Origin of the sequence: Variovorax sp. J22R115, from assembly GCF_030317005.1 — a bacterium.
Taxonomy (GTDB): domain Bacteria; phylum Pseudomonadota; class Gammaproteobacteria; order Burkholderiales; family Burkholderiaceae_C; genus Variovorax.
On record NZ_JASZYM010000011.1, the window covers coordinates 72,277 to 98,292 of the forward strand.

The 26,016-nt window shown below is 65.4% G+C and carries 22 protein-coding genes, 1 tRNA gene and 2 pseudogenes; 15 read left to right on the forward strand and 10 right to left on the reverse strand.

The annotated features are described in order from the left end of the window. Positions 1 to 8: 8 nt before the first annotated feature. The 3 genes from QTI04_RS19900 to xylF form a co-directional block, all read right to left on the reverse strand. Complete coding sequence (locus tag QTI04_RS19900) at positions 9 to 776, reverse strand: ATP-binding cassette domain-containing protein (protein ID WP_286617204.1); 768 nt, start codon at positions 774 to 776, stop codon at positions 9 to 11. Further along, on the reverse strand, positions 776 to 1,963 hold the full coding sequence (locus QTI04_RS19905) for a sugar ABC transporter permease (RefSeq protein WP_286617207.1): 1,188 nt from the start codon (positions 1,961 to 1,963) through the stop codon (positions 776 to 778). The genes QTI04_RS19900 and QTI04_RS19905 overlap by 1 nt, the downstream gene beginning before the upstream one ends. Before the next feature lie 112 nt (positions 1,964 to 2,075). After that, complete coding sequence (gene xylF, locus QTI04_RS19910) at positions 2,076 to 3,098, reverse strand: D-xylose ABC transporter substrate-binding protein (RefSeq protein WP_286617209.1); 1,023 nt, start codon at positions 3,096 to 3,098, stop codon at positions 2,076 to 2,078. Positions 3,099 to 3,283: 185 nt separating this feature from the next. Between xylF and QTI04_RS19915 the strand changes: the two genes are divergently transcribed. The 4 genes from QTI04_RS19915 (at position 3,284) to QTI04_RS19930 (ending at position 6,882) form a co-directional block, all read left to right on the forward strand. After that, on the forward strand, positions 3,284 to 4,303 hold the full coding sequence (locus QTI04_RS19915) for a thiamine pyrophosphate-dependent dehydrogenase E1 component subunit alpha (RefSeq protein ID WP_286617210.1): 1,020 nt from the start codon (positions 3,284 to 3,286) through the stop codon (positions 4,301 to 4,303). After that, positions 4,300 to 5,304 (forward strand): alpha-ketoacid dehydrogenase subunit beta, encoded by a 1,005-nt coding sequence (locus QTI04_RS19920; protein WP_286617414.1) that lies wholly within the window; start codon positions 4,300 to 4,302, stop codon positions 5,302 to 5,304. Before QTI04_RS19915 ends, QTI04_RS19920 begins: the two co-directional genes overlap by 4 nt. Next, positions 5,301 to 5,756, forward strand: coding sequence for a MarR family winged helix-turn-helix transcriptional regulator (locus QTI04_RS19925; protein ID WP_286617213.1), 456 nt, complete (start codon positions 5,301 to 5,303; stop codon positions 5,754 to 5,756). Before QTI04_RS19920 ends, QTI04_RS19925 begins: the two co-directional genes overlap by 4 nt. Positions 5,757 to 5,865: 109 nt before the next feature. Then, positions 5,866 to 6,882, forward strand: coding sequence for a tripartite tricarboxylate transporter substrate binding protein (locus QTI04_RS19930; RefSeq protein ID WP_286617215.1), 1,017 nt, complete (start codon positions 5,866 to 5,868; stop codon positions 6,880 to 6,882). 130 nt (positions 6,883 to 7,012) lie between these two features. Here the strand turns inward: QTI04_RS19930 and QTI04_RS19935 are convergent, their stop codons facing one another. Together QTI04_RS19935 and QTI04_RS19940 are read right to left on the reverse strand one after the other, a co-directional pair. Beyond that, positions 7,013 to 7,336 (reverse strand): DUF1840 domain-containing protein, encoded by a 324-nt coding sequence (locus tag QTI04_RS19935; protein WP_286601618.1) that lies wholly within the window; start codon positions 7,334 to 7,336, stop codon positions 7,013 to 7,015. A gap of 10 nt (positions 7,337 to 7,346) precedes the next feature. After that, entirely contained in the window at positions 7,347 to 8,615 is a 1,269-nt protein-coding gene (locus QTI04_RS19940) for a cyclopropane-fatty-acyl-phospholipid synthase family protein (RefSeq protein ID WP_286617217.1), read from the reverse strand. Between the two features lie 110 nt (positions 8,616 to 8,725). Between QTI04_RS19940 and QTI04_RS19945 the strand changes: the two genes are divergently transcribed. The 10 genes and pseudogenes from QTI04_RS19945 to QTI04_RS19990 form a co-directional block, all read left to right on the forward strand. Continuing rightward, a complete protein-coding gene (locus QTI04_RS19945; protein WP_286617218.1) occupies positions 8,726 to 11,083 on the forward strand; it encodes a bifunctional salicylyl-CoA 5-hydroxylase/oxidoreductase in 2,358 nt (785 codons plus the stop codon). Position 11,084: 1 nt separating this feature from the next. Further along, positions 11,085 to 11,558, forward strand: a complete 474-nt coding sequence (locus QTI04_RS19950; RefSeq protein ID WP_286601614.1) for a MarR family winged helix-turn-helix transcriptional regulator — start codon at positions 11,085 to 11,087, stop codon at positions 11,556 to 11,558. Beyond that, a complete protein-coding gene (locus tag QTI04_RS19955; RefSeq protein WP_286617220.1) occupies positions 11,555 to 12,409 on the forward strand; it encodes an enoyl-CoA hydratase family protein in 855 nt (284 codons plus the stop codon). The genes QTI04_RS19950 and QTI04_RS19955 overlap by 4 nt, the downstream gene beginning before the upstream one ends. A gap of 3 nt (positions 12,410 to 12,412) precedes the next feature. Then, positions 12,413 to 13,606 (forward strand): acyl-CoA dehydrogenase family protein, encoded by a 1,194-nt coding sequence (locus tag QTI04_RS19960; protein WP_286617222.1) that lies wholly within the window; start codon positions 12,413 to 12,415, stop codon positions 13,604 to 13,606. Then, complete coding sequence (locus QTI04_RS19965) at positions 13,603 to 15,222, forward strand: AMP-binding protein (RefSeq protein ID WP_286617224.1); 1,620 nt, start codon at positions 13,603 to 13,605, stop codon at positions 15,220 to 15,222. Before QTI04_RS19960 ends, QTI04_RS19965 begins: the two co-directional genes overlap by 4 nt. Next, positions 15,219 to 15,611: a RidA family protein gene (locus QTI04_RS19970; protein ID WP_286617225.1), complete on the forward strand. Its 393-nt coding sequence runs from the start codon at positions 15,219 to 15,221 to the stop codon at positions 15,609 to 15,611. Before QTI04_RS19965 ends, QTI04_RS19970 begins: the two co-directional genes overlap by 4 nt. Before the next feature lie 441 nt (positions 15,612 to 16,052). After that, positions 16,053 to 19,169 carry a hypothetical protein gene (locus tag QTI04_RS19975; RefSeq protein WP_286617226.1) on the forward strand — a complete coding sequence of 1,039 codons (3,117 nt, stop codon included), beginning with the start codon at positions 16,053 to 16,055 and terminating at the stop codon, positions 19,167 to 19,169. A gap of 284 nt (positions 19,170 to 19,453) precedes the next feature. After that, positions 19,454 to 21,640, forward strand: a complete 2,187-nt coding sequence (locus QTI04_RS19980; RefSeq protein WP_286617227.1) for a site-specific integrase — start codon at positions 19,454 to 19,456, stop codon at positions 21,638 to 21,640. Positions 21,641 to 21,866: 226 nt separating this feature from the next. Further along, positions 21,867 to 22,718: a hypothetical protein gene (locus QTI04_RS19985; protein WP_286617229.1), complete on the forward strand. Its 852-nt coding sequence runs from the start codon at positions 21,867 to 21,869 to the stop codon at positions 22,716 to 22,718. A gap of 74 nt (positions 22,719 to 22,792) precedes the next feature. Further along, positions 22,793 to 22,904, forward strand: a pseudogene (locus QTI04_RS19990) (IS5/IS1182 family transposase); the annotation flags it as partial. Between the two features lie 287 nt (positions 22,905 to 23,191). Here the strand turns inward: QTI04_RS19990 and QTI04_RS19995 are convergent. The 3 genes and pseudogenes from QTI04_RS19995 to QTI04_RS20005 form a co-directional block, all read right to left on the reverse strand. After that, positions 23,192 to 24,169, reverse strand: coding sequence for a site-specific integrase (locus QTI04_RS19995; RefSeq protein ID WP_286617416.1), 978 nt, complete (start codon positions 24,167 to 24,169; stop codon positions 23,192 to 23,194). Positions 24,170 to 24,331: 162 nt separating this feature from the next. Beyond that, positions 24,332 to 24,469 (reverse strand): annotated as a pseudogene (locus QTI04_RS20000) (DUF3596 domain-containing protein); the annotation flags it as partial. Beyond that, complete coding sequence (locus tag QTI04_RS20005; protein WP_286617231.1) at positions 24,462 to 24,698, reverse strand: hypothetical protein; 237 nt, start codon at positions 24,696 to 24,698, stop codon at positions 24,462 to 24,464. The pseudogene QTI04_RS20000 and the gene QTI04_RS20005, both read right to left, overlap by 8 nt. 140 nt (positions 24,699 to 24,838) lie before the next feature. On the opposite strand from QTI04_RS20005, the gene QTI04_RS20010 reads away from it, so the two are divergent. Beyond that, positions 24,839 to 25,060 (forward strand): helix-turn-helix transcriptional regulator, encoded by a 222-nt coding sequence (locus QTI04_RS20010; RefSeq protein WP_286617233.1) that lies wholly within the window; start codon positions 24,839 to 24,841, stop codon positions 25,058 to 25,060. A 394-nt stretch (positions 25,061 to 25,454) separates the two neighbouring features. Here QTI04_RS20010 and QTI04_RS20015 read toward each other — a convergent pair. Continuing rightward, positions 25,455 to 25,531, reverse strand: a tRNA-Met gene (locus QTI04_RS20015). A gap of 18 nt (positions 25,532 to 25,549) precedes the next feature. Then, entirely contained in the window at positions 25,550 to 25,951 is a 402-nt protein-coding gene (rplQ, locus tag QTI04_RS20020) for a 50S ribosomal protein L17 (protein ID WP_286601607.1), read from the reverse strand. Positions 25,952 to 26,016 lie beyond the last annotated feature (65 nt).

The following is a 26,016-nucleotide window of genomic DNA, read 5'->3' on the forward strand; positions in this document are numbered from 1 at the left end:
TCGCACGATCACCGGTGGGCCTGCTGCTTTCCCTCGGGCCGCTTGCCGGCGATGATCATTCCCAGCACCTCGTCCTCGGTCACATCGTCCGTGCGATAGGTGCCGACGAGACGGCCGTTCTTCATCACGGCCAGCCGATCGCTCAGGCCGAACACGTCGGGCATGTCGTGCGTGATCAGGAAGATGCCGACGCCATCGGCCTTGAGCTGCCTCACCAGCGCGCCGACCATCGCCGTCTCTTCCGGGCCCAGCGCCGCGCAGGGCTCGTCCATGATCAGGATGCGGGCGTTGAAGTACAGCGCCCGCGAGATCGCCACCACCTGCCGCTGCCCACCTGACAGGCGCCGCACCGGCACGCGGATGTTGGTGAAGTTCTTGTTGAGGCGCTGGAACACCTTGCGCGCCTGGCCTTCCATGAAGTGGTCGTCGAGCGTGCGCCAGGGCGTGAGCTTTTCGCGGCCGAGGAACAGGTTGGCGACCGAATCGAGGTTGTCGGCCAGCGCGAGCGTCTGGTAGATGGTCTCGATGCCTCGCGCCTGCGCCTCGGAGGGCGTGCGGATGTGGACCTTTTCGCCCGCGATGAGCGTCTCGCCGGAGTCGATCGGGTAGGCGCCCGCGAGCATCTTCATCAGCGTCGACTTGCCTGCACCGTTGTGACCGAGCAGCGCAACCACTTCGCCGGGATAGAGGTTGACGCTGACGCCATCGACCGCCTTCACGCCGCCGAAAGCCTTGTGGATGTCGCGCAGTTCGACCAGGGGTGGGTTGGTCGTCATCAGTTCTCCCCGAAACGCTTGCGATAGAGCACGTCGAAGACGACCGCGATGATCAGCACCTGCCCAATGATCACCATCCGCTTGCCGATCGGCACATCGAGCAGCAGCATGCCGCTGTCGAGCGACTGCATGATCAGCGCGCCGAGCACCGAGCCGAAGATCGATCCGCTCCCGCCAGCCAGCGCCGTCCCGCCGATCACCGCGGCGGCGATCACATAGAGCTCCATGCCGCTGCCCAGCGAGTTGGTGCCGGCGTTGAGCCGAGCGATGGAAACGATCGCGGCAATGGTCACCAGCACCGCGAGCAGTGCGAACAGCATCAGCGTCACACGCTTGACCGGGATGCCGACCAGCGCGGCGGCGTCGGGATTGCCGCCCATGGCGAACACATAGCGGCCGAAGCGCGTGCGATGCACGATGAACGACAGAACCACCGCCACCACGGCCCAGATCAGCACCGGGATCGGTATGCCCTGCGCTTCGGTCTTCGACGAGATCTGGTAGCTGTTCATGGTCGCCGCGAAGGCGAAGACGATGACGACGGGCACGGCCGCCAGGAGCAGGTCCATCCACAGGGGCTCGACCGGCATCTCATGCCGCTGCCGCGCGCGCCGCTTCTGCAGCATGCGGGCGAACAGCACGATGCTGACGAGCGCCGCCAGCACCCAGGTCGCCGTGGTACCGATGCCACCGTCATAGCCGCCGCCCAGGCGCTGGAAGAACTCGTCGTTGACGGGCTGCGTCTTGCCGTCGGCCACAAGAAATGCAGCGCCCCGGAACGACATGAGACCGCCCAGCGTGACCACGAACGAAGGCACGCCCAGCACCGCGGTGAGCCCGCCCTGGTAGAGCGACACCAGCAGCGCCACGGCGAGCCCGGCGAGGCTCGCCGCCGGCCACGACCAGCCGGAGGTGTATTGCAGGTACGCGACCAGCACGCCGACGAAGCCCATCACCGAGCCCACCGACAGGTCGATGTGTCGCGCGACGATGATCAGCACCATCACGGTCGAGACGATGCCGACCACTGCAGTCTGTTGGGCGATGTTGTAGAGGTTTTCGGGCGACAGGAACACGCCGCCCGACATCACGTGGAACACGATCGCCATCACCACCAGCAGCACGCTCATGAGCAGCAGCCGGAGGTCGACGCCGCTGCGGCGCCAAAGCCCTGGCGATGAGCTCATCTCACAACTCCATTCTGGAAACACCGCGGAGCCGGCTTCGCCGGGCCGCAGGGTGTTGCCCCCTGCAAGGGGGTTGGCGGCCACACGAAGTGGGCAAGCCTGGGGGTGTGCTTCATTTACATGCCGCAGGGGACTTGTCGCCGGTGACCCCCTTGCAGAGTTCATCCTTCTTGATCCAGCCAGCCTTCACGACCACATCGAGGTTGTCGCGCGTGATCGGCACCGGCGTCAGGAAGCGCGAGGAGATCGCGAGCTTCTTCTCGCCGCCGCTCCAGTCGGCCGCTTTCTCCGCCGGCTTGCCTTGCGCCAGCGCGACGGCGGCGGAAGCGGCTTCGCGGCCGAGTTCGCGCGAGTCCTTCCACACCGTGACGGTCTGCGTGCCGAGCGCGACGCGGTTGAGCGCGGCGAAGTCGGCATCCTGTCCCGACACCGGGATGCCACGGATGCCTTTGGCCGTGAGTGCAGCGACCGCGCCGCCGGCCGTGCCGTCGTTCGCCGCCACCACCGCATCGACCTTGTTACCGGCCTTGGTGAGGATCTGCTCCATGTTCTTCTGCGCGACCTCGGGCTTCCAGCCGTCGGTGTATTCGTCGCCGACGATCTTGATGTCGCCCTTCTTCACCGCATCGGCGATCACCTCCTGCTGGCCTGCGCGCAGGAAGTTGGCGTTGGGGTCGGTGGGCGAGCCCTTGATCATCACGTAGTTGCCCTTGGGCTGGACCTTGTAGACCGCGCGCGCCTGCATGCGGCCGACCTCGACGTTGTCGAAGGTGATGTAGAAGACGCCCGGCGTTTCGATCAGCCGGTCATAAGCCACCACCGGCACCTTCTGCTTCATGGCCTTGTTGACGGCGGGCAGGATGGCGTCCTTGTCCATGGCCAGCACGATCAGCGCCTTGGCGCCCTTGGACATCAGCCCCTCGATGTCCCCCAGCTGCTTTTCGGGCGAGCCTCCGGCGTCGGCGCTGATGTACTTGGCGCCCAGCTTTTCGAGCTGCGCCTTGATCGCGGCCTCGTCAGTCTTCCAGCGCTCTTCCTGGAAATTGGACCAGCTCACGCCCACCACGGTTTGCGCGCAGGCGCCGATGGCGGTCAGCCCGAAGGCCAGGGTGGTGAGGGTGCGTGCGAGCTTCATGGGCGGGTCTCCAGGCTGATGATGAATCGTTTGCTCGAATTAGTTCGAGAAACGAACTAACTATCGCAGCGGCCTAAGGGCGGCGGCATCGGGACATTCCCTGCGGGTAAATGCGCTACATCGGGATTGGTCACAAGCGATACGATTTCCCTCGGAACGCACGCTGTACAAGTGCTGGAGACAACATGGACTTTGCGAATTCAGCGACGGCGCGCACGGCGCTCTACCGCACGATGGTGCGCGTCCGCGCCTTCGAGAACGCCGCCGAGACGGCAAGCCAGGGCGGCGTCAGCGCGTATGGCCAGCAGGCCGCCGGCGCCGCGAAGGTGCGCGGCCCGCTGCATCTTTCCACCGGCCAGGAGGCGGTACCGGCCGGCGTCTGCGCCCACCTGGCGCCGCCCGACTACCTCACCTCGACCCATCGCGGCCACGGCCACACGCTGGCCAAGGGCGCCGACCTCGGCCGGATGATGTGCGAGCTGTTCGGCAAGGCGACGGGCTTCAACGGCGGCAAGGGCGGCTCGATGCACATAGCCGACTTCTCGGTCGGCATGCTGGGCGCCAACGGCGTGGTCGCGGCCGGGCTGCCGATCGCCGTGGGCGCGGCGCATGCGCAGAAGCTCCAGAAGAAGGACGCGATCACGGTCTGCTTCTTCGGCGACGGGGCGATCAACCGCGGGCCTTTCCTCGAAGCGCTCAACTGGGCCCGGGTGCACGAACTGCCGGTGCTGTTCGTCTGCGAGGACAACCGCTGGAGTGCCACCACCGCGAGCGGCCCGATGACGGCCGGCGATGGCGCCTCCGCCCGCGCCGAGGCCATGGACATCGCGGCAACCCAGGTCGACGGCAACGATGTGTTCGCAGTGCATGAGGCTGCCGGCAAGCTCGTCGCCGAAGTGCGCGCCGGCAGCGGGCCGCGGCTGCTGCACGCCCTCACCTACCGCGTGAAGGGGCACGTGTCTGTCGATCCGGCGGCATACCGCGATCCGGCCGAGCTGGCCGCGGCGCTCGAAACCGATCCGATCGCGCATGCCCGCGCCCGGCTGATGGCCGACGGCATCACCGCCGCCGCGCTCGCGGCGATCGAGAACGAGGCGCATGCGGAAGTCGAAGCCGCCCTCGCCGCCGCGGACGCCGCGCCCTGGCCCGAAGCCAGCGCCGCATTCACCGACGTGCAGACCACCGGAGCCGGCCAATGGATATGACGAGCGACATGGCCCGAGGCCGCACGGCGCCCGCACCCACCACTGCGCAGGAACTCAGCTACGCCGAGGCTGCCGTGCTGGCGGTGCGGCGCGAGATGGAAGCCGACCCGAATGTGGTCGTGCTCGGCGAGGACGTCGGCCGGGGCGGCATCTTCGGTCAGTACAAGGGCCTGCAGGAAAGCTTCGGCGCGGAGCGCGTGATCGACACGCCGATCTCCGAGGCCGCGATCATGGGTGCCGGCGTCGGCATGGCGCTCGCGGGCTTGCGTCCGGTGGTCGAGATGCGGGTGGTCGACTTCGCGCTGTGCGGCATGGACGAACTGGTGAACCAGGCCGCGAAGAACCGCTTCATGTTCGGCGGCCAGGGCCGCGTTCCGCTGGTGGCCCGCATGCCTGGAGGCATCTGGGATGCCTCGGCGGCGCAGCATTCGCAATCCCTCGAAGCCTGGTTTGCGCACCTGCCGGGCGTGGTGGTGGTGTGTCCGTCGACGCCGCAGGACAACTACTCGCTGCTGCGCGCGGCCATGCAGTGCGGCGATCCGGTGGTCTACATCGAGCACAAGACGCTCTGGGGGATGCGCGGCGTGGTCGATGAAGGCGCCGTGGTTCCGCTGGGCAAGGCGGCCCATGTTCGCCAAGGCGACGCGCTCACGCTGGTGAGTTGGGGCAAGCAGATGCACACATGCATCGCCGCCTGCGAGGCGCTGGCGGCCGAAGGCATTGCGGTCGACCTGATCGACCTGCGCTCGCTCTGGCCCTGGGACCGCGAGACAGTGCTCTCCTCCTGCAGCCGCACCGGGCGCCTGCTGGTGGTCCATGAGGCGGTGCAGGCAGCAGGCTTCGGCGCGGAGATCGCCGCGACCGCCGCCGAAGCGACCGGTTGCCGCGTGGCGCGGCTGGGAGCGCCGCGCATTCCCGTCGGCTACGCGCCGGTGCTGGAGGCGCAATCGCGCGTGAGCATCGAACAGATCGTGAAGGGCGCCAAGGCGTTGCGGGGATGAACACGGGGCTGGAAGACTCGGTCTTCTTCAAGCTGGTCCGCGTCGTCAACCTGACGGCACGCCCCTTCCAGCAGCGCGTCGGCCGTCAGCACCAGCTCACGCTGAACGAGTGGCGTGCGATGGCGGTGCTGGGCGCGCGGCCCGGGCTCACAGCCACGCAGGTCGCGGATCTCACGGGGCTGGACAAGATGGCGGTCAGCCGCGCGCTGGCCGGATTGCAGCGCCACAAGCGGCTGCACCGCCATGAGGACCCGACCGATATGCGGCGCAGCAGGCTCTACCTGAGCAGCATCGGCAAGGCGTTGTACGCGACGGCCAGCTCGCAGGCGCGCGAACGCGAGGCGGAACTGTTCGCCGGCGTGGACCCGGCAGAACTGCGCGAGATGAACAACACGCTGGACAAGCTGATCGCGTCGGTGGCCGGGAACGTCGAGTCGGACTCACCCGCCTGAGCCAGGAGCGCGCCCGGGGTTTTCACCCGCGCCGCGGGGTACGCTTCACCTGTAAAAACAAGTGCACCGAGACGGCGCCTGACCGCTCCCCATCCACAGGAATTCCAGCATGACCCACTCTCCTCCATTCCGTCGCCGTACCGCGCTGACCCTCGCCGCAATGGCGGCACTGGGCTTTGCCGCAGGACCGGCCGCGGCGCAGTCCACCTGGCCGACCAAGCCCGTGCGCATCGTGGTGCCGTTCGCGCCGGGTGGCACGACCGACATCCTGGCGCGCGCCGTCGCACCCGAACTGTCCAAGGCCTTTGGCCAGCAGTTCATCGTCGACAACCGTGCCGGCGCCGGCGGCAACGTGGGCGCCGAGATCGTGGCGAAATCGCCCAACGACGGCTACACGCTGCTCATGGGCACCGTCGGCACGCACGGTATCAACCGCGCGCTGTACCCCAAGCTGCCCTTCGACCCCATCAAGGACTTCGCGCCGATCACCCTGGTCGCCGCAGTCCCGAACGTGATGGAAATGAACGTCGACAAGGCCAAGGCGCTCAACATCAACAACGTCGCCGACTTCGTGAAGTACGCCAAGGCCAACCCCGGCAAGCTCAACATGGCATCGAGCGGCAGCGGCACCTCCATCCACCTGGCCGGCGAGCTCTTCAAGACCATGACCGGCAGCTACATGACGCACATCCCCTACCGCGGATCGGGCCCGGCGCTGCTGGACCTGGTGGGCGGCAATGCCGACGTGATGTTCGACAACCTGCCGTCGTCGATGCAGCAGATCAAGGGCGGCAAGCTGAAGGCGCTGGCGGTGACCAGTTCGCAGCGCTCGCCTGCACTGCCCGATGTCCCGACGGTGGAAGAAGCCGGCGGCCCATCGCTCAAGGGCTACGAAGCCAGCTCGTGGTTCGGCCTCCTGGCCCCCGCCGGCACCCCGCCGGACATCATCAACCGCATCCAGCAGGAAGTCGCGAAGTCGCTAGGTACGCCAGCGATCAAGGAAAAGATGGTCGCCCAAGGCGCCATCCCGAGCGGCAACACCCCCGCCGAATTCGCCAAGCTGATCGACAGCGAACACGCCAAATGGGCGAAGGTCGTCAAAGCCTCAGGAGCAAAAGTCGACTAGGCCGAGGGCGCGCGCAGCGCGCCGATACGGGAGCCGCGGGGGAAACGGCTTCGCCGGGCCGCATGCGGCGGCCCCTGCAAGGGGGTAGGCGTAGCGACACGAAGTGCGCGAAGCCTGGGGGTGAGCCTTGCTAAACCTCCCAGACGACATCCTTGCCGTCCGCGAGGGAGTCCTTGAGCATGTGCAGCAGCGGAGCGGCACGCTGGCGCAGGCCGATGTGCTGCTTCTCCGCATCCTCGTCATGGCCTTCGACCGCGTAGGAATCCGCGTTGTGGGCGTTGCGGCCCTCGTTTGCCATCGCCGCCTCCAGCGCCGCGATGGCTGCCGGCATTTGCTCGCCGGTGATGACACCCTTCGGCGCCGGTGCCTTCCCGATGATGCCGAACAGCTGGCGCGCATGCACCTCGAGCATCACGAAGGGGGGAGTCGCCCGAGATTGGAATCGATACAGCATGGTGCCTCACTCACTTGTAGATGTGGTCGCGAACAAAAGGGTACGTCGATTGTGAGCCACGCAGCGGATGGGCCTCGACCGCGCCGTCCGGCCTGATGGACAGCATCTGGTGCAGCGAGATCCAGCCCTGCTCGAAGCTCATGGCCGAGCCGGCCAGGTAGAGGCGGTACGCGCGCAGGATGCGTTCGGCGTTCTCGCCCTGCTTGCCACCACTGCGCTCGAGCACCTCGCGCGCCGCATCGAGATGCGATTCGAGCGCGTCGGACCAGGCCCACAGCGTGCGCGCATAGTGCGGCCGCAGGTTCTCGGTATCGACCATTTCGAGGCCCGCCGCGGCGGTCTCCCGCAAGACGTGGGTCACGTGCAGGAGTTCGCCGCCCGGGAAGATGTACTTCTCGATGAAATCCCCCATCCCGGCGCCCAGTTGATGGTAGTTGAGCTGGCCCGAGGTGATTCCGTGGTTCATCACGAGGCCGCCGGGCGCCAGCAGCGCATGGATCTTGCGGAAATAGGTCGGCATGTTGGCGCTGCCGACGTGCTCGAACATGCCGACCGACGAGATCTTGTCGTAGGGCCTGTCGGTCTCGAGCTTGCGGTAGTCACGCAGTTCGACGCGCACGCGCCCCTGCAGGCCCTTCTCCTCGATCAGGCCCTGCACATGAGCGTGCTGGTTCTTCGACAGCGTGATGCCGGTCGCATCCACGCCGTAGTGCTCGGCGGCCCACATCAGCAGCGCGCCCCAGCCTGAACCGATGTCGAGATAGCGCTCGCCCGGCTTCAGCATGAGCTTTCGGCAGATGTGATCGAGCTTGGCCTCCTGGGCCTGCGCGAGTGTCATGGCCTCGTCGCGGAAGTAGCCGCACGAATACACGCGCCGCGGATCGAGCCACAGCGCATAGAAGTCGTCGGAGACGTCATAGTGGAACTGGACCTGCGCCTCGTCCTTGCCCAGCGAGTGCGACCCGCGCGACTTGGCGCGGCGCTGCATGCGGCTCCACCAGCCGGTGTTGGTCTCGGCGGGATTGCCGGGCAGCAGGCCGGCCGCCGCGTCGAAGAGGTCGCGCATCGCGCCCTCGATCTGGACGCGCCCTTCGACATAGGCCTCGCCGATGGCGCCGATTTGCCGCCCCGCCAGCTTGGCGAGACCCGACCATTCATTGAAAGCAAGAGTGACGCGAGATCCGGGCTTTGCAACCTGCCGGCCGTCGGGCAATTGCAGCGTGATGGGCACGGACAGTGTGGAAAGCTGGGACTCGATCTTCGGGATCAGGCTTTGCATGGGTTCATTTTTGCCACCGTGGAGAGCCCCCGTCAACTGGGGTGCCTCTACGAGTACCCAGGGAGTCGCCCGGGTTGACATCAGATCGTTTATGTCTAAACTATTTATCCATGAATAGCTTCACCCCGAACCTTCAGCGTGTCCTGTGCATCGGCGGAGGCCCCGCGGGCCTGTACTTCAGTCTGCTGATGAAAGCCCGCCAGCCGGGCCTCGAAATCACGGTGATCGAGCGCAACCGCCCCTTCGACACCTTCGGCTGGGGCGTGGTGCTCAGCGACCAGACGCTGGCCAACCTGGCCGCGGCCGACCCCGACACTGCCGCCCTGATCGGCCGGGAGTTCCACCACTGGGACGACATCCAGGTGTTCTTCAAGGGCCGGCAGGTACGCTCCGGCGGCCACGGCTTCTGCGGCATCGGGCGCAAACGGCTGCTGAACATCCTGCAGGAGCGGTGCCTGGCGCTCGGCGTCAAGCTGGTGTTCGAAACCGACGCCACGGACGACCAGGCGCTGGCAGAGCAGTACAACGCTGATCTCGTGATCGCCAGCGACGGCCTCAACAGCCGCATCCGCCAACGCTACGCGGAGGTGTTCGAGCCCGACGTCGACCTGCGGCAATGCCGCTTCGTCTGGCTCGGCACGAACCAGACCTTCGACGCCTTCACCTTCGCCTTCGAGAAGACCGAGCACGGCTGGTTCCAGGCCCACGCCTACCAGTTCGACGACAAGACGTCGACCTTCATCGTCGAAACGCCTGAAGAAGTCTGGCAGGCGCACGGCCTCGACAAGATGGAGCAGCCGGAAGCCATCGCCTTCTGTGAAAAGCTCTTCGCGAAATACCTGGACGGCCATTCGCTCATCAGCAACGCCACGCACCTGCGCGGCTCGGCCAACTGGATCCGCTTTCCGCGCGTGGTCTGCAAGCACTGGACGCACCGAGTCAGCGTCAACGGCAAGACCGTGCCGGTCGTGCTGATGGGCGACGCGGCGCACACCGCGCATTTCTCGATCGGCTCGGGCACCAAGCTCGCGCTCGAGGATGCGATCGACCTGGCCAACGAATTCGCCACCGGCGGTGACATCGACCACGTACTGGAGGCCTACGAGGCACGCCGCAGCGTCGAGGTGCTGAAGATCCAGAACGCCGCGCGCAACTCGACCGAGTGGTTCGAGAACGTGCCGCGCTACACCGGCATGGAGATCGAGCAGTTCGCCTACTCGCTGCTCACCCGCTCGCAGCGCATCAGCCACGAGAACCTGCGCTTGCGCGATACCGAATGGCTGGGCGGCTACGAGCAGTGGCTGTCGGGCGGCAAGGCGCTGCCACCAATGCTGATGCCGCTCACCGTGCGCGGTCTGACGCTCAAGAACCGCATCATGGTGTCACCGATGGCGACCTACAGTGCGGTCGACGGCATTCCGCAGGACTTCCTGCTCGTGCACCTCGGTGCACGCGCTCTCGGCGGCGCGGGCATGGTCTTCGTGGAAATGACCAGCCCGACGCCCGAAGGCCGCATCACGCCGGCTTGCACCGGGCTCTACAACGACGCACAGTCCGCAGCCTTCAGGCGCATCGTCGATTTCGTGCACACCCAGTCGAGCGCGAAGATCGGCATGCAGCTCGGCCACAGTGGGCCGAAGGGCTCCACCCAGGTGGGCTGGGAAGGCACGGACGAGCCGTTGCCGGAAGGCAACTGGCCGCTGCTGGCCGCCAGCGCTCTCGCCTACGGCGAGCAGAACCAGCTGCCCGCACAGATGACGCGCGCCGACATGGACCGCATGCGCGAGCAGTTCGTCGAATCCACCCGGCGCGCCGCGGAGGCCGGTTTCGACTGGCTCGAACTGCACTGCGCACACGGCTATCTGCTGTCGTCCTTCATCAGCCCGCTGACCAACCTGCGCACCGACGAATACGGCGGCGACATCGAGAACCGCTGCCGCTATCCGCTCGAAGTCTTCCGCGCGATGCGTGCGGTGTGGCCTGCGGACCGGCCGATGAGCGTGCGCATCTCGGCTCACGACTGGGCACCGGGCGGCAATACCGATGCCGATGCGGTGGTGGTGGCGCGCGCCTTCAAGGACGCAGGCTGCGACTTCATCGACGTGTCGTCCGGCCAGACCACTCGCGCAGCGAAGCCGGTCTACGGGCGCATGTACCAGACACCGTTTGCGGATCGCATCCGCAACGAGGTCGGCATCTCCACGATCGCGGTCGGCGCCATCACTGATGCCGACCAGGCCAACAGCATCATCGCGGCCGGGCGCGCCGACCTCTGCGCCATCGCGCGCCCGCACCTGGCCGACCCGGCGTGGACGCTGCACGAGGCTGCCAAGCTGCAGAACCGCGACGTCGACTGGCCCAAGCAATACCTGAGCGGCCGCGACCAGATGTACCGCGAGATCGCCAAGCAGCAGCAACTCGCGGCGGCCCTGGCAGCGGCGCCGCGCGTCCCCGAAGAGGAGCAATAGCATGGACCTCGAAGCACGGGCCCACAGCGAACACCCTGACGAACTCCGGCTCTGGCTGCGCCTCCTGACCTGCACCCAGTTGATCGAGAAACAGGTCCGAAACGAATTGCGCGAGCAATTCGCCACCACCCTGCCCCGCTTCGACCTCATGTCGCAGCTGGAGCGCTCTCCCGACGGAATGAAGATGAACGAGTTGTCGCGGCGGATGATGGTCACCGGCGGCAACGTCACCGGCATCACCGACCAACTGGTGACGGAAGGTCTCGTGGAGCGAGTGGATGTCGCAGGCGACCGTCGCGCTTGGCGGGTGCGCCTCACGGCGCGCGGCCGCAAGCTTTTCAACGAGATGGCGCAGCAGCACGAGGCGTGGATCTGCGATGCGTTCTCGGCGCTGAACCCGAAGGAAATCGCCCAGTTGCACAAGCTGCTCGGCAAGGTCAAACAACACTCACATCAAACGGCGGAGACTCTATGAAGCACTACATCGGCGCGGACAGCCCCATGCGCGCGCAGTTCGAACCCAAGGCCGCATATGTGGCCGAACATTTCTCGTGGTCCTTCGACGATGGCGTCGGCACCATCACGCTGAATCGGCCCGAGCGCAAGAACCCGCTGACCTTCGATTCGTACGCCGAGCTGCGCGACCTGTTTCGCGCGCTGAGCTTCGCCACCGACGTGAAGGCGATCGTCGTCACGGGCGCGGGCGGCAACTTCTGCTCGGGCGGCGACGTGCATGAAATCATCGGCCCCCTCACCCGCATGCGCATGCCCGAGTTGCTGGAATTCACGCGCATGACGGGCGACCTGGTGAAGGCGATCCGTCATTGCCCGCAGCCCATCGTGGGCGCGATCGACGGCGTCTGCGCCGGTGCCGGCGCGATGATCGCGCTGGCCTGCGACATTCGCTACGGAACGCCTGCGACGCGCACCGCATTCCTGTTCACGCGTGTCGGGCTCGCGGGGGCCGACATGGGCGCCTGTGCGCTCCTGCCCCGCATGATCGGCCAGGGCCGCGCGTCCGAGCTGCTCTTCACCGGCCGCGCCATGACGGCCCAGGAAGGCCACGCCTGGGGCTTCTTCAACGCGCTGCACGAGAGCGATGCGCTGCTGGCCGCCGCCACCGCGACCGCGCGCGATCTCGCGGAAGGCCCGAGCTTTGCGCACGGCATGACCAAGACCATGCTGTCGCAGGAATGGTCGATGACCATCGACCAGGCCATCGAGGCCGAAGCGCAAGCGCAGGCCATTTGCATGCAGACCGAGGACTTCAAGCGCGCCTACGAAGCCTTCGCTGCCAAGCGCAAGCCCGTGTTCGAGGGGGACTGATCCATGGCCGCATCTGCTGTCGACCCCTCCACGGCGCATCTTGCGCTGCCCTTCTTCGACGACGAGCATCGCGCGCTCGCACGCGACCTGCTGCCCTGGGCCGCCGCGCAGTCCGTGGACGAGCGCGACGATCGTGCCGCTTGCCGCGACTGGGTCCGGCGGCTCGGCCAGGGCGGCTGGCTGCGTTATTGCGTGCCGGCCGCATCCGGCGGTGCGCTGGACCGGCTTGATTCGCGCGCCCTGGTGCTCCTGCGCGAGACGCTCGCGTTTCACTCGCCGCTGGCGGACTTCGCGTTTGCGATGCAGGGCCTGGGCAGCGGAGCCATCACGCTGGCCGGCACCTCCGCACAGCATGCCGACTACCTCGCGCCGGTGGGCCGCGGCGAGAAGATCGCCGCTTTCGCGCTCAGCGAACCCGATGCGGGCTCGGACGTCGGTGCGATGGCGATGCGCGCCGAAGCCACTGCCGACGGTTGGCGCCTGACGGGCGAGAAGACCTGGATCAGCAATGGCGGCATCGCCGACTTCTACTGCGTCTTCGCCAAGACCGATCCGACGGCCGGGTCGCGCGGGATCACCGCGTTCATCGTCGACGCGAAGACACCGGGACTCGACACCTCGGGCCACATCGAGGTGATGGCGCCGCACCCCCTGGCCACCTTGCGCTTCGACGGCTGCACCGTGCCGCGCAGCGCACAGCTGGGCGAGTTGAACGGCGGCTTCAAGCTGGCGATGCGTACGCTCGACATCTTCCGAGCCTCCGTCGCCGGCGCTGCGCTCGGCATGGCCCGGCGGGCGTTGTCCGAAGCCATCCAGCACGCCCAGAAGCGCAAGATGTTCGGCCAGACGCTGGCGGACTTCCAGCTCACGCAAGCCAAGCTCGGCGAGATGGCCGCACTGATCGATAGCGCCGCGCTGCTCACCTACCGCGCGGCCTGGATGCGCGACGACAGCGAACGACGCGGCGAGCCTGCCGTCGGCGACCTCACGGCAGCCGCCGCCATGGCCAAGATGTGCGCCACAGAGAACGCAAGCCGCGTGATCGACATGGCGCTGCAGATGCACGGCGGCCTCGGCGTGAAAGTGGGCACGAAGGTCGAGAGCCTCTACCGCGACATCCGTTCGTTGCGCATCTACGAAGGCGCAACGGAGGTCCAGCAACTGATCATTGGCAAGGCCGTCCTGAGGAACAAATGACCCCAAGTGCGCAGATCGATCGCTTCGTGCATGACCGGCTGCCGCCGGCGGATCAGCTACCGATCTTCCGGTACGACCTGCCTGAGCTCCAGCTACCGGACCAGTTGAACCTGGTGGAGGAATTGCTCGACAAGGCCCTGTCGAAGGGCTTCGCCGACAAGCCGATGCTGCGCTCGCCGAGTCGAACGCTCACCTACGCCGAGGCCGCGGTGGAAGTCGACCGCATCGCCCAGGTGCTGACCGAAGACCTGGGTCTCGTTCCCGGCAACCGGGTGCTGCTGCGCGGCGGCAACTCGGTCGCGATGGCGCTGGCGTGGCTCGCGGTGGTCAAAGCCGGCCTGATCGCGGTCGCCACGATGCCGCTGCTGCGCGCCAAGGAGTTGGGCGACATCATCGAGAAGTCGCAGCCGGTCGTTGCACTGTGCGAGGGCAAGCTGCTCGACGAGTTGCAGACGGCGCAACAGGCGCATCCAGTGCTCGCGACGATCCTGGCGTTCAACCGCCCCGATGCGTCCGACACACTGGAGGCACGCGCGGCCACCAAGAGCGGCGCCTTCAAGGCCTGCCTGACGGCGGCCGACGACATCGCACTGCTGGCCTTTACCTCCGGCACCACTGGCAAGCCCAAGGCGCCGGTGACGACGCACCGCGACGTGCTCGCGATGTGCCAGACCTGGCCGCGCCATGTCCTGCAGGCACGCAGCGACGACATCGTGATCGGTTCGCCACCGCTGGCGTTCACCTTCGGGCTCGGCGGCCTGCTGATCTTTCCGATGTGGGCCGGTGCCTCGGTGTACTTTCACAACGCCCCGTACACGCCGGAGACCATGGTGGACGTGATTCGCGATATCGGCGCCACCATCTGCTACACCGCGCCCACGTTCTACCGGCAGATGGCCGCGTTCGCCAAGGCGGCTGGCGTGCCGGGCCTGCGCATCAGCGTGAGCGCCGGCGAAGCCTTGCCTGATGCGACACGGCAGCTCTGGAAGCAGGCCACCGGGATCGAAATGCTGGATGGCATTGGCGGGACCGAGGTGTTCCATATCTACATTTCGGCGGCCGGCGAAGACGTCCGGCGCGGCGCGGTCGGCAAGGCCGTGCCAGGCTTTACCGCGAAGATCGTGGACGACGAGGGCAACGAGGTGCCCCGTGGCACGGTCGGCAGGCTGGCCATCATCGGGCCCGTCGGTTGCCGCTACCTCGACGATCCCAGGCAGGCCGACTACGTTCGGAACGGGTGGAACTACCCCGGCGATGCGTTCGTCGAGGACGAGGACGGCTATTTCTTCTACCAGTCGCGAGCCGACGACATGATCGTCACGGCGGGCTACAACGTCGGCGGCCCGGAGGTCGAGGATGCGCTCCTGAAGCACCCGGCTGTCGCCGAATGCGGCGTGATCGGCAAGCCAGATGAAGACCGCGGAATGATCGTCAAGGCGTTCTGCGTGCTCAAGCCCGGCCATACAGGCGACGCCGCGATGGTCAAGGCCCTGCAGGACCACGTCAAGGCGACCATCGCCCCGTTCAAATACCCTCGGGAAGTTGCATTCGTGGCGACCCTGCCGCGCACCGAGACCGGGAAACTCCAACGATTCAAACTGAGGCAATTGACATGATGAAATTCTTGCAGCCCCCTGGCTGGATGCCCCCGAAGGGCTATGCAAACGGCGTTGCAGCTCGCGGCACGATGGTGTTCGTCGGAGGACAGATCGGTTGGAATGGGCAGCAGCAGTTCGAATCCGATGATTTCATCGAACAGACGGGCCAGGCCCTGCGCAACATCGTCGAAGTGCTGCATGAAGCCGGCGCCGGGCCCGAGCACATGGTCCGCATGACGTGGTACGTCGTGGATCGCGACGAATACAACCGCCGCCTCCGCGAACTCGGCCCGGTCTACCGTGAGGCCATGGGAAAGAACTTCCCAGCCATGACCTGTGTGCAGGTGGCGGCGCTGGTGGAATCGCGCGCCAAGGTCGAGATCGAGGTCACGGCGGTCATCCCCTAACCCCCAGGCTTCGCGCACTTCGTGTCGCTGCGCCCCCCTTGCAGGGGGCAACTCCTGCGGACCGGCAGAGCCGGATCCGTGGCATTTCTGGTCTAAAAGCCCGATCGCCGCAATCTGGTCCGGAAAAAGAAAAAGCCCACCGAAGTGGGCTTTTTCTTATCGACGACTTTTTATCGCCGTGAATTTGGTTGCGCGAGCAAGATTTGAACTTGCGACGGTTATGAGAACAAGACGATTCAATGTTGCTAGCCTACATTGAATCATCATGATCGGCGTTAACCGGTTCCCTGTTACGGCAAGCTGTTGTTTTTACTTCAGTTTCCAATCACCATAAGAACCGCGCCGGACGCCTACCAGTGCCGATCTCGAGCGGAGGGCCTGCCATTCGCCACTCAGCTTCACAACGCGTCGCGGGCCGGATTGTCGATAGGAACCTGACCCTTGGGCAGCATTGCGCAGCGTCGAGTCGAGCTGCTCCAGCAGTTGTCGGAGCAAGCTGCAGCCGTGGGCGCGGCAGCCCTCTGGCAGCGCTTTGCGACGCTGCTTCGCCTCCCCGACGACCCGGGCGCCGTCTTCGAACTCATGGCTGCCCTAAACCGGGCATGCACCATCGGCAAAGGCGGTTGTCCCGAGCTTCCACTTGCCGTGAGCACGGCGGCCGCCCTGGTCGCCAATCATGAGCGCTTCCTCCGTACATCGGGGCTGCGGCGCGAACTCGGGAACCAACGCAACGGGGTCGGCTTCCACGCCGGCTTGGTAAGCGACTTTCCGCTGCTTGCGAGCTTCACGACCCCACCTTTCGAGGAGGTTGAGTCGCGCGTCGCCGGGCTTCACTTCATGGTCCTCGCCGCGCTCACGTTGCGTAGGGAGGTCGGCCTCGCAGCGATCGTGGTGGCCGACGCGGCACGCAAAGCCCGGAACAACGAGACATGGCGCACGATCGTCATCAAGCTGCCCGACCCGCACTCCAGCGGGGAGCAATGGCTTGTGGCAATGGCCACCTTCGTGCATGGCGGCGAATCGACATACAAGATCGCGCCGGCAATTCGCGACTTCTACGCGGCCGTTGGATCGCTGATCGAGCTGATCACTCAGTCTCGGCTCCGACGCACTCCTCAACAATCGCTGGTGCCCGATGAGGGATTGAGCGGCGAGTTGCAGGTGATCCCGTCGGCCCGGGCGCGCACGCCGCGGGCAGCTCGTGAACATCGTGAGGACTTGGATGAACGTGGCCGTCACGACCGTGCCCAGTTGCGCCTCGACGAGGGGCCGTTCCCGAGTGGGCAGGAGCCGGCTGTCGTCGAAGTTCACCATGAGGCTGCGACTGGGGAAGCGGAAATGCCCGCGCCAGAGGCGGTCGCTTCGCAATCCGCAAGGCTCGCGAGCTTTAGATTGCTGGAAATCGAGCAGACGCTGCGCTGGTCCTGGGACCATCTCAATTCATTCGAGCTCGACCTGCTTGCCGAGGCGATTCGTCAGGACCTGGATCTGAAAGGCTCGCGCCTGGCGGGTGCGACACTGGCGGCACTAGTGCTGGCGCTGGGCCTGCCCGCGCCCGAGGTGCCCCGACTGCCACTCGCGAACCGCGCGGGCATGCACGGAATCGATTCCCATGGACGCTGGGTGCGGCCGGTCTACCGTCCAGCAAAGTCCTGGAGCGTCCCCGACGCGGGCCGGCGACTGGTGCAGGATCACGCCAGCTCGCTCGCCTTGACGCTTCCACCGTCGCTCCAGCTTGCATTGGCTTCACTCGCCCAGGGCCGGCCAGGTGCCGAAACGATCGGCGCCATCCTCGATATCGCGCCGGATCGCGCCATTGACACTTTGTCGAGCTGGTTAAACAGCTTGCGCGAGGTCCATCCGGCAGCGCGCTTGACGCACGGTCGTCTAGCCCGCGCACTTCGGGTTGAGGTCGCTGCCTTGGCAAGCAACGATGCGGCCGTGCATTTCCTCGTCGCCACACACGAGGACATTGCGCCGATGGCGAGCTACTACACCGCCGCCAGTACGGCCCGTCTCGAGGATGTCTACGCCGCAGCTGTCGCAAAGTTGTTCAGACTGGACGGCGGCGAGCGGGCACCATCGCCGCTCGACAGGCAAACTCGGTTCGTCGGTTCGCAAATGTCGGTCCAATCCGAGCGGCTTCGAGCGTTTGCCGAACATCTTGCACAGGGCGTGACGGATACGCAGCCGCATCACATCACTGCCGCCCACAATGCATACGCCATGTACTGCCTGTGGCTGCTGATGTCGGCGACCGGTCATCGGCCGGTGCTCGATCCGTTCGAATCGTGTGACCTGTTCGATCTGCGGGACGGCTGGTTCATCGCCGCGGACAAGCGGGTGCGTGGCCACGACGAAGCGCGGCTTATCCCGCTGCCGAGTTTGGCTGTCGAGGTGCTGGAACTCTACCTGGAACACCTTCGCTCACTGGCCCTTGCTGTTGATGGCACTGCGCCATCACTCGCTGCGCGTATCCGCACCGCCGTCGCCGAACGGAGGCAACGAGCACTTCCGCTGTTCTTCCTGCTCGACGACAACCTGCAGGAGAAGCGGATCTCGGGTGAAGCTTTGACCAAGTCACTCGGGCCGCTCGACGGGCTGCAAGCCAACTTCAACCGGCATGTGCTGTCATCCCTTGAAGCGGCGTCCGGCGCTCCGGCCGAACTGCTGCGCGAAATGCTGGGCCACATCGAGCATTCGCAGCCGGCACTTGGCCCGCAGTCGCCGCTCAGCCCAGTCGACTTCGAGCCGCTGCGTGTAGTGCTTGAGGCCCACCTGCGCGATCACGGCTGGCAAGCCCTTCCAAGCGCCCTGGCCGCCGTCCGAAGGGGTCCCACAAACGGCATGCCCTCGGTGCCACAGGCGATCGAACTCGGGACGCAGCGGCGCAGTAGGAGCATCGAGCAATCGACCACGGCGATTCGCCAGCGCATTTACGAGGCGCTGAAGAAGCAGCTGCGACGCAAGCCGCTGGCGAAGCTCGAACAGAAGGATGTCGACGCAGTCTTTGCCACGATCCTCGCTGGCAAGAACCGCCCTACGACGCTGGTCGAGCTCGATGCATGCCGGCGCGCGCACCGGGTGTTGGCCTGGGCGCGCCGCCGCTACTCGCTCACGCTCAAGTTGCCGGCGAGCTTTGTACGGCTGCCAATGCCCGCCCCGGCCTTCGGCATCGAGGCACTCAACAACGCACGGCGCGGCCAGGAACTCCAGGCCGCGTTCGCCGACATCCTGTTCGATCGGGCCCGGAGCCTTCGGCACCTGGCGGCATCTGCGGGCCGGACAGTCGCCGAGGCGGTCGTGAGCCTGGCCGTCCACAGCCTCGTCAGTGATGTGTCGACGCTGCTGGCGATGTGTCGCAAGTCCGAGTTCACTCTGCTCGACGCGGGCAGCCTAGGTTTACTCGCGCAGCTTGCCGAACCGGGCAACGGTGAGACGCCGATGTACCGCCGCTACCGGCTGCATCCGCTGTCTGCGCCTTGCTGTCCCGCCTGTCTGCCCGTGTCGACGAGTATCGCTCAGCCCCAAACCGGCTCGGCGAAACTCGGGACCTGATCCAGACGCTTCGCGCGCGCCTCGAAGGGGACCATGTTGACCCATTCACGGACGAACGAACTGCCCTTCGCTGGCTCGGCCAGTGCGTCAGTGCGCGGGCTCGTCTGGCGCTACCTGGTCACCTGGCCGGACATCTTGAGGGCAGCACAGGCGGCGTCTGCCTACCTCCGCAGGACTGGATCCGCCTCTTGACGGGCAAGCCGGCTCGCGAGGCAGTGCAGCTATTGCGCAGCGAGTCTTCTGCTGCTAGCAAAGCGTCCAGCGAGTCGGCGCCGGAGCGGCCCTTGCCCTCCCTGCCCCGCAGTCCGGATGACGCCACCCTTGCGCAGGCGCGTGCCCGCGGCCTGGCGCTGCACCGCAACGTCAACAAGTTGATCCATGCGCGAGTCCGCCGGCTCGGCACAGCCACCGACACCGAGTCCGCCAACCGCTCGCGCAACCAGAAGGAACTTTTGATCCCCGACCTGCTTGCCCTACTCGAGCGAGATACCCAGGCCCCCGACATCGCGCGGACGCTGGTGCAGTGGCTGCTCCACCTGATGCAGCATGGCGCGGCCGGCCAGGAGCTGCGTGCCGTCAGTTGCGTGCGCTACTACTACGCGCTAGCGCCACGCATGATCGACGCGCTGGCGGCTCTCCAGGTCACCGAGCTCAACGACGACGCGCTCGCCTGTGCCTACGGCGAGTTCCTCGACACCGTGCCGGAGATCGGGCAGCACTACGCACTTGCGCGGCTGCAGGAGTTCCACTCCCATCTGATGATTCAGCAGGGATTGCCACCCGTGGAAGGGGCAGAGGTGGTGCCGCTGGGTTTGCCGCGCGCGACCAGCATCGACGCCGGCTTCCTGACGTGGGGTGAGTACGAGACGGCGCTCGCGCTGTTGATGGACGACGAAGGCGCAGACCAGCGCACGCGGCTGCAGCAAGCGTTTGTCTGGATGCTCGTCTTTCGATTCGGCGTGCGAGTGTCCGAGGGGATGGGGCTGCGCCGCAAGGACATTGTCTGGCGCGGCGACCAGTTGATCGTCCTCCTGCGGCCTAACGACTACCGGGAGATCAAGACCGACTCCGGCATCCGGCAGGTGCCCTTGATCGGGCCTCTGTCGAAGAGGGAGCGACTTATCGTCGACGGGTGGACCAAGCACATTGATGAGATGGCAAGTTGCGACCGGCTGGCCGCCCTCTTCGGCGATCGCGATCGGCCGCGCACGCTGATGGACCGCACTGGTATCTGCTCGCGCATCGCGCAGACGCTGCGCGCGGTGACCGGCGAGGCGCGGATGCGAATCCACCACGGGCGCCACAGTTTCGCCAGTCGCCTCGAGTGCCTGATGAGCTTGGAGTCGTTGCCCCGTGAGAAGCATGCGCGGAAGATTTTCCAGCGAATCCTCGGGCCGTGCGATCCGCGAGAGGCTCGCAGCCTGCTGCTCGACCGCCCCCAACGAAGCAAGCGCGGGTTTTGGGCGGCTGCACAGTTGCTCGGTCATGCGTCGCCCGCTACCGGCCAGCGCTACTATTACCACCTGGACGACGTGCTGAGCGCCGAGCCGCTCGGTCGGGTGTTTTCGCGGTCTCCGGTCTCGCTGGACCGCGCAACGCTGACCTATGCAGCAGGCTTGCCGCTGCCAGAACGTCCGGCGTTTGGTCTTGGGCGGCGCATCGGCATCGATGAGGCGATCGTTCGTTGTCTCCATCGCGACCGGCTCGACGACATTGGCAAGCGAGCATGGGCGGGGACTTGGACGCCGGCATTGCCACCGCGCCCCGTGCCGCCAGAGCCACGTCTGGACCCGGCGCTGGCCGACCGCGCGCTCGATCTCGCACACCGGAGGCGCCGGCTCGACGGCGTCGAGCAAACGCTGCTGATGCCGGCCGCCCAAATCCAAGCGCTCTTTGTCAGCGAGTTCGGGGTTCGGCAAAGCGCTGGGTACGACATCAAGAATTCGGGCTGGCAACCGACCGACGCGTCACTCGCCTTGCTGCACAAACGTGCGGGCTCGCGCAGCCCGGCGGAAACTGAACGCGTCCAGCGCTTCCTACGCGGACTCACGTCTCGGTTCGATGAGGAACGATTCATGCAGCTTACGCGGAACGTTTGCCGGGTGTGGCAGGTGCGGTACCGCGCAGATCGCACGCCACTCGTCCTCGGCAGGTTGGAGGAAGTGTCGGTGCTGCTGGAATGGTGCCTGGCCGTCGCCATGCCGGCGGACTGCCTTGAACTACGCGTTCCGAAGGACGAATTCGAATTGGCGATGGACACGGCCGCCGTCCGCCGACATCTGCGCGACAAGCAGGGCCTGGGTTCGGTCGTCATCGTTGCCGGGAGGGTGCCTCTGGCTCGCGCGCAGTACCGTGGCCAGGGTCGGCAGCGTATCGGTTTCATTCTGCGTGAGAACACCCGGGCAGCGCTCACGCAGATGAACCAGTTTCACCGCGTAATGCATGTACTGTCCGCGTGGTCGTCCCTGTAGCTTCAGCCTGCACTCGCTCCACAAGCGGATTGCGGCCATTTGGCAAGCACCCCCTTGCGGACGAAATCTGCACGAACCAAACTCGTCTCTGTGATTGCGCCCTTGATCGCATGCTGGGGTCGACTCGGGCCCGAAACAGTCCGTTTCGGAGGTCATTTCCGAATGCCACCAGGCAGAGAACTCGGCAACGTTGCTTTTCCGTTCACACAGCAGGGAGGACCTGTTCATGACCGAGAAGGAATTTCTGGCGCTGGGCGCGCCTGGCACGAAACTCGCGCTGATGTTGCTAGTCGCCCGACAAGCACTTCGAGTCGAGGGTGACGTCGTCGGAAACCTAAAACGCTCCGCGAGCGCGCTTGAGCACCTGCTAAAGGCACTACGCAGTCTCGTCCAGAGCTATTGGGAGGCGGCGAATCTGTCGGCCCAGGGCATCGCCTACGTCCTGGGAGAAATCGAGCCCGGCGACAAGGTCGACAGGCTTGGTGTTGCCCTGTACGTGGTCCCACCGGCAGGGGCGCGCATTACAAAGGGGATGTTGAAGGAGATCGGCGAGGAGATCGAGTGCGCGAAGTTGACGCTGCGCCGCCTCTCGTATGAGTTGTGCCCGGACGGCGACCTTTTCATCGATGAGCCAGGGCTGGTCTCCAGGCGACCCGAGTGGCTGACGGACGGCGACGTCGTGAACTCAGCGATTGTTCCTTTGGTCCGGCTCGGTCGCCGGCACGAGATCTACCTGCAGCTAGCGGGGCGCGCGGCGCGCGCGCTGGAGATGGCGAACGTGCCCGACACGCCCGCGAAAGTGAAGCGCACCATCACCGTGACCGGAGTGATCGACAGTGTTTGCTGGTCTACGCGCGAGTGCGTCGTGCATGCTTCCGACGAGGCGGATGCTGCTCCGAGCTCGCTCGCAGGCGCACAGCGCGTCTTCATCTTTGCTGTCGAGAGCGACAAGCGAATCGGAGAGTTGTTTGGGCTCGCCCGCCGACGCATGCGTCAGCAGTTCGTGCTCGACGTCAGCGAGAAGATGGTGGATGGCGGGGAAGTGAAACAAGAGTTCTCGTTGCATGTCACCGAATGACACCTACCAGGTGTCGGGAGCCGATTTCCGATGGTGACTACCTCCCCTGTCCCATTGCTGACGTACAACAGCCTGCCGGATCGGCTATCGTGCACACGGTGGTCGGCCAATGCCCACGACGAGACCCAGGCGGGTGCCCTGCTTCGCGGCGCGGAGAAGGTGGCCTTCGGCGACGCCGGGTATCGGCCCGACGGCATCGTCCCGGCGGCCGGCGGCGAATCGGCGTTGCCGGCAGCTGGTTCACCATCTGCAGGCGCAGACCCAAGCGACGATCCACCGCTGCGCGCTCAACGACCGTCGGCGCTGGGCAAGCCGTCGTTGCGCCGAATGGCGGCCTCGGCGCTGCGGGCGGCGCCTTCCTGCGTCTCGACGATGCGCTGGGGCCTGAATCCGAAATCGTCGTCCGCGCCGGCTTCATCGCCGTCGCCGGTCCGAATGGCGCGGAGCGGTCTGCGTGACGGCGCCGTCGACGTTCAGGAGGAGGTGGCCGCGCAGCGGTCGGGAAGGGCCTCGTCGGACTCCGCCCCATCGCCGATCAGGCGGCTGGTGAGTAGTCGATCGATCGCGGAGCCGTCGCGTCGGGTCAGATTCGGCACGTAGCGGCTGTAGACGCGGAAGAGCATCTCGGTGCTGCTATGGCCGAGTTGCCGAGCAATCCATTCAGGGGCCTCCCCGGAGGCCAGCCAGAGCGTCGCTGCGGTGTGACGCATCTGGTATGGCCGCCGCAACTTGAGCCCCAGGTGTCTCAGCAGGGGGCTCCAAACCCGGTCGGTGAAGTTCTTGTTGTCGAGGGGCTTGCCTTCGCGGTTGCAAAAGACGTACTCAGACAACTTGCCAGTGGCCCCACGCTGGCGCTGGAGCGCGTGGAACACGACCTGGGTCATCTGGATGTCGCGCTGACTTGAATCGGTCTTGGTGTATTCATCCTCGCCGAGCACAAAGGTCTCGCGGATGAGGATCACGCGGCTTGTGAAGTCGATGTACTTCCACTTCAGGCCGTGAACCTCGCCAGTGCGCATGCCAGTGAAGAAGCGCACCGTGAAGTAGTCGCTGTAATCTGCACGCACGGTGGCGAGCAATCGTCGAACCTCGTCGAGAGTGAAGGGCTCGACATCGGCCTTGCGGACCTTGAGCGGCTTGAGGTTCATCGTGGGGGAGACAAAGCCGAATCGGTCAGCGGCGTCGTTGAGGATCTGGCGCAGAGGCGCGAGGATGCCGTTGATCCGCTTGCTGCTCATTTTTTCGCGGCTGCGGCCAGGCAGTTCAGCGACCTTGGCTCGGAAGGCGAGAACATCGGCCTTGACGATGCTCCCTACGGGCTTGTGGCCGAAGTGAGGCAGCAGATGGCCATCGAGGGTGGAGCGCAAGACCTTGATGTGCGACCGACGCCATTCGACCTGGTGATCGGCGAGCCACTGAGCAGCGAGGTCGCGGAAGGTCGGGGTGGTCAAGCCGACGCTCCCGGGCGCGATAGTCTCGGTACTGGCCGTCGCCTTGTGCGCGTTCGCTGCACTCGAAGGAGGCGAAGCTAGGGGCGCAAACCTGCCTGCCAACGAACTACCCGGGAAGAACTCCGCGTACGCAAACGTGCCGGCGGACAGCGCCGCTTTGATCCGCGCAACAACAGCCTCCGCTCTCTTTCGGTTCTGCGGCGTATCCGCGAATGCCGTCTGCTCCCGGCACCGGACGCCGCGATAGGTGAAATCAATGACGAGCTTGCCCGTCTCCTTTCGCGCGGTGACCTTAGCCATGTGCCACCGCGCCGTTGGCCATCGGGATCGCCAGTCGGTCGATGCCAGCCGCGCGGTGCATGTCGCGCTCAATGTTTTCCCACAGGTACAGAATCTTCCTGCCGCCGAATGGTCGGACATAGTGCGTGCCTTCGAGCAACACACTGTCCTTCAACCGCTCGCGAATGGTGCGAACGTCATACTTGATCCTTGCCGCCAGCTCGTCGGTCGTCAGATAGGTCTGCTCCATGCTATTCTCCGCCGCAGTTGATTACTAAACTCATCAAACGCCACTGCTTTGTTTCGCTTGATGTAGATCATAGTCATCGCTCGATGAATTACAAGAGCGTTTGACGTTTTTACTTATCAAACGTCGTCCTAAGGCATCTTGTGATTCGATTCAAGCTCGCTGAGCAGATCGAGAAAAAGCAGTTCCAGGAGTCGCGCCGCATCACCGTGCAAGAGGTGGCGGAGGCCACCGGCGTGAACCGCATGACGCTGTCGAAGATCCTCAATCACAAGGGCTACAGCACTGGCACGGACATCCTTGACAGGCTGTGCATCTACTTCGGCTGCCGAGTCGAGGAACTCGTTGAGCATGTGCCCGATTGAGCTGACAACGAGCATCTTGAGAAATTGCGCAGAGGTCGCGCCATTCAAGAGGCCGCCAACATGCCGGGATCAACCGACATCAGGATCCGGCACTGCGAGCCCTTCGAGCAAACTTGCGAGGATCTTGAGGACTACGGCGGTGAATGAATCCTAAGGCACGCCCTGCGCGTGGGTGACGTCAACTGTGATGTCGCGGGGCAAGTGTCCGAGCAAGTGGCCCCGACTCCCTGGTCAAAGGCGCTGACACCGTGACACGGGCCCAATGGTCGCGCCACTTGGCGCGTCCGGTCGTCAAGCAACTGTGACGACACAAGCCTCGTCACAAACCTCGTCACACTGACGATTTGAAACTCACAAAGAAAAAGGCCCTGTTCGAAAACAGGGCCTTTCAATTTGGTTGCGCGAGCAAGATTTGAACTTGCGACCTTTGGGTTATGAGCCCAACGAGCTACCAGGCTGCTCCATCGCGCGGCAAGATGGAATTATAGCTTATTCTGCGGCGTTCTGCTCGTCGGCAGAAATTTCAGTCACTTCAGGACGATCGACCAGTTCGACCAGAGCCATCGGCGCGTTGTCGCCCACGCGGAAACCCATTTTCAGGATGCGCGTGTAGCCGCCAGGACGTGCCTGGTAGCGCGGGCCGAGTTCGCCGAAGAGCTTCACGACGCTGTCGCGGTCGCGCAGGCGGTCGAATGCGAGGCGCTTGTTGGCGACCGTGGGCTTCTTGGCCAGCGTGATCATCGGTTCGATGACGCGGCGCAGTTCCTTGGCCTTGGGGACCGTGGTCTTGATGACTTCGTGCTCGATGAGCGAGTTCATCATGTTCTGCAGCATCGCGAGGCGGTGCGAGCTGGTGCGGTTGAGTTTGCGGAGTCCGTGTCCGTGACGCATGGTGCTTTCCTTTACTTTATAAAAACAGGCAGCCGTGTCAGGTACTGCCCGTTGCACTGCGGCCC

Coding starts and splice junctions, on each gene's coding strand:
- QTI04_RS19900 (WP_286617204.1), bottom strand. CDS start 776: ATGACGACCAACCCACCCCTGGTCGAACTGCGCGACATCCACAAGGCT.
- QTI04_RS19905 (WP_286617207.1), bottom strand. CDS start 1,963: ATGAGCTCATCGCCAGGGCTTTGGCGCCGCAGCGGCGTCGACCTCCGG.
- xylF (WP_286617209.1), bottom strand. CDS start 3,098: ATGAAGCTCGCACGCACCCTCACCACCCTGGCCTTCGGGCTGACCGCC.
- QTI04_RS19915 (WP_286617210.1), top strand. CDS start 3,284: ATGGACTTTGCGAATTCAGCGACGGCGCGCACGGCGCTCTACCGCACG.
- QTI04_RS19920 (WP_286617414.1), top strand. CDS start 4,300: ATGACGAGCGACATGGCCCGAGGCCGCACGGCGCCCGCACCCACCACT.
- QTI04_RS19925 (WP_286617213.1), top strand. CDS start 5,301: ATGAACACGGGGCTGGAAGACTCGGTCTTCTTCAAGCTGGTCCGCGTC.
- QTI04_RS19930 (WP_286617215.1), top strand. CDS start 5,866: ATGACCCACTCTCCTCCATTCCGTCGCCGTACCGCGCTGACCCTCGCC.
- QTI04_RS19935 (WP_286601618.1), bottom strand. CDS start 7,336: ATGCTGTATCGATTCCAATCTCGGGCGACTCCCCCCTTCGTGATGCTC.
- QTI04_RS19940 (WP_286617217.1), bottom strand. CDS start 8,615: ATGCAAAGCCTGATCCCGAAGATCGAGTCCCAGCTTTCCACACTGTCC.
- QTI04_RS19945 (WP_286617218.1), top strand. CDS start 8,726: ATGAATAGCTTCACCCCGAACCTTCAGCGTGTCCTGTGCATCGGCGGA.
- QTI04_RS19950 (WP_286601614.1), top strand. CDS start 11,085: ATGGACCTCGAAGCACGGGCCCACAGCGAACACCCTGACGAACTCCGG.
- QTI04_RS19955 (WP_286617220.1), top strand. CDS start 11,555: ATGAAGCACTACATCGGCGCGGACAGCCCCATGCGCGCGCAGTTCGAA.
- QTI04_RS19960 (WP_286617222.1), top strand. CDS start 12,413: ATGGCCGCATCTGCTGTCGACCCCTCCACGGCGCATCTTGCGCTGCCC.
- QTI04_RS19965 (WP_286617224.1), top strand. CDS start 13,603: ATGACCCCAAGTGCGCAGATCGATCGCTTCGTGCATGACCGGCTGCCG.
- QTI04_RS19970 (WP_286617225.1), top strand. CDS start 15,219: ATGATGAAATTCTTGCAGCCCCCTGGCTGGATGCCCCCGAAGGGCTAT.
- QTI04_RS19985 (WP_286617229.1), top strand. CDS start 21,867: ATGACCGAGAAGGAATTTCTGGCGCTGGGCGCGCCTGGCACGAAACTC.
- QTI04_RS20005 (WP_286617231.1), bottom strand. CDS start 24,698: ATGGAGCAGACCTATCTGACGACCGACGAGCTGGCGGCAAGGATCAAG.
- rplQ (WP_286601607.1), bottom strand. CDS start 25,951: ATGCGTCACGGACACGGACTCCGCAAACTCAACCGCACCAGCTCGCAC.